Genomic DNA, 1,469 nt, shown 5'->3' with positions numbered 1-1,469 from the left:
TGAGATTTCCCTTTGCTTTAAGCAAATAAGATCCCTCAGAGACGATGAGGTTGATAGGTCCGAGGTGGAAGCGTGGTGACACGTGGAGCTGACGGATACTAATGGATCGATGACTTATCTATCTGATGATAATCATTCGTGAGTGACAATTGCTTTTCATAAAAGATGTTTCCTTATCCAGTTTTGAGGGTTTTCAAAAAAACTTGAAATTACCCCTTGAAATTTTGTTCAAAGGACAATATAATATATCTTGTCCTTGAAAAAAGGTTTGGTGGTGAAGGCGAAGAGGTCACACCTGTTCCCATGCCGAACACAGCAGTTAAGCTCTTCAGCGCCGATGGTAGTCGGGTTTACCCCCGTGAGAGTAGGACGCTGCCAAGCCTTGATCATAATTTCATAATAATCCGGAGGATTAGCTCAGCTGGGAGAGCACTTGCCTTACAAGCAAGGGGTCGCAGGTTCGAACCCTGCATCCTCCACCATTTCTTATCAAGTTAGCCGGCCTAGCTCAACTGGCAGAGCAACTGATTTGTAATCAGTAGGTTGGGGGTTCAAGTCCTCTGGCCGGCACCATTAGTTGCTTGCGCTAACATTCATTGATAGGAGCCATTAGCTCAGCTGGTAGAGCATCTGACTTTTAATCAGAGGGTCGAAGGTTCGAATCCTTCATGGCTCACCATTTATTTGCGGGTGTGGTGGAATTGGCAGACACGCTAGATTTAGGATCTAGTGCTTCACGGCGTGGGGGTTCAAGTCCCTCCACCCGCACTTTATGCGGAAGTAGTTCAGTGGTAGAACACCACCTTGCCAAGGTGGGGGTCGCGGGTTCGAATCCCGTCTTCCGCTCCATGATTTAACCGAGCTACTTAATAAACAACAACGATGTTAAACATAAACTTGCCAGGCCGGGGTGGCGGAATTGGCAGACGCACAGGACTTAAAATCCTGCGGTGGGTTTCCACCGTGCCGGTTCGAGTCCGGCCCTCGGCACCATAAACAAATATGCGCCCGTAGCTCAATTGGATAGAGCGTCTGACTACGGATCAGAAGGTTAGGGGTTCGACTCCTCTCGGGCGCGCCATTTTTAACGGGAAGTAGCTCAGCTTGGTAGAGCACTTGGTTTGGGACCAAGGGGTCGCAGGTTCGAATCCTGTCTTCCCGACCATTCCTAATATATTGGGGCCTTAGCTCAGCTGGGAGAGCGCCTGCTTTGCACGCAGGAGGTCAGCGGTTCGATCCCGCTAGGCTCCACCAATTTATTTGATCTTTGAAAACTGAACGAACCAACCAGTACGTCAAAACATTTCTTCTTTTATAGAAGAGATTTGAAACAAAGCACATTCGGTGTGCAAATGAGCAAGTCAAACTTAACTTTTATGGAGAGTTTGATCCTGGCTCAGGACGAACGCTGGCGGCGTGCCTAATACATGCAAGTCGAGCGCGGGAAGCGAGTGGATCCCTTCGGGGTG

Annotated in this window: 9 tRNA genes and 3 rRNA genes; all 12 read left to right on the top strand. The window is 48.8% G+C overall.

The features are described from left to right. Nucleotides 1-122: ribosomal RNA gene (locus tag GLV98_RS19875) — 23S ribosomal RNA — on the top strand; the annotation flags it as partial. Nucleotides 123-267: 145 nt separating this feature from the next. Continuing rightward, nucleotides 268-381 (top strand): 5S ribosomal RNA (rrf, locus tag GLV98_RS19870). 25 nt (nucleotides 382-406) lie between these two features. Continuing rightward, nucleotides 407-482 (top strand) — tRNA-Val (locus GLV98_RS19865). 15 nt (nucleotides 483-497) lie between these two features. Beyond that, nucleotides 498-573: transfer RNA gene (locus GLV98_RS19860), tRNA-Thr, on the top strand. A gap of 30 nt (nucleotides 574-603) precedes the next feature. After that, nucleotides 604-679 (top strand) — tRNA-Lys (locus GLV98_RS19855). Between the two features lie 7 nt (nucleotides 680-686). Beyond that, nucleotides 687-768: transfer RNA gene (locus GLV98_RS19850), tRNA-Leu, on the top strand. Nucleotides 769-774: 6 nt separating this feature from the next. Further along, nucleotides 775-849, top strand: a tRNA-Gly gene (locus GLV98_RS19845). Between the two features lie 55 nt (nucleotides 850-904). Next, nucleotides 905-993: transfer RNA gene (locus GLV98_RS19840), tRNA-Leu, on the top strand. A gap of 11 nt (nucleotides 994-1,004) precedes the next feature. Continuing rightward, a tRNA-Arg gene (locus GLV98_RS19835) sits at nucleotides 1,005-1,081 on the top strand. A gap of 7 nt (nucleotides 1,082-1,088) precedes the next feature. After that, a tRNA-Pro gene (locus tag GLV98_RS19830) sits at nucleotides 1,089-1,165 on the top strand. Nucleotides 1,166-1,178: 13 nt separating this feature from the next. Further along, nucleotides 1,179-1,254 (top strand) — tRNA-Ala (locus tag GLV98_RS19825). A gap of 119 nt (nucleotides 1,255-1,373) precedes the next feature. Then, a 16S ribosomal RNA gene (locus tag GLV98_RS19820) occupies nucleotides 1,374-1,469 on the top strand; the annotation flags it as partial.

The organism is Halobacillus litoralis, assembly GCF_009856415.1.
GTDB lineage: Bacteria > Bacillota > Bacilli > Bacillales > Halobacillaceae > Halobacillus > Halobacillus litoralis_C.
This window is presented reverse-complemented; position numbering and strand designations above follow the sequence as displayed.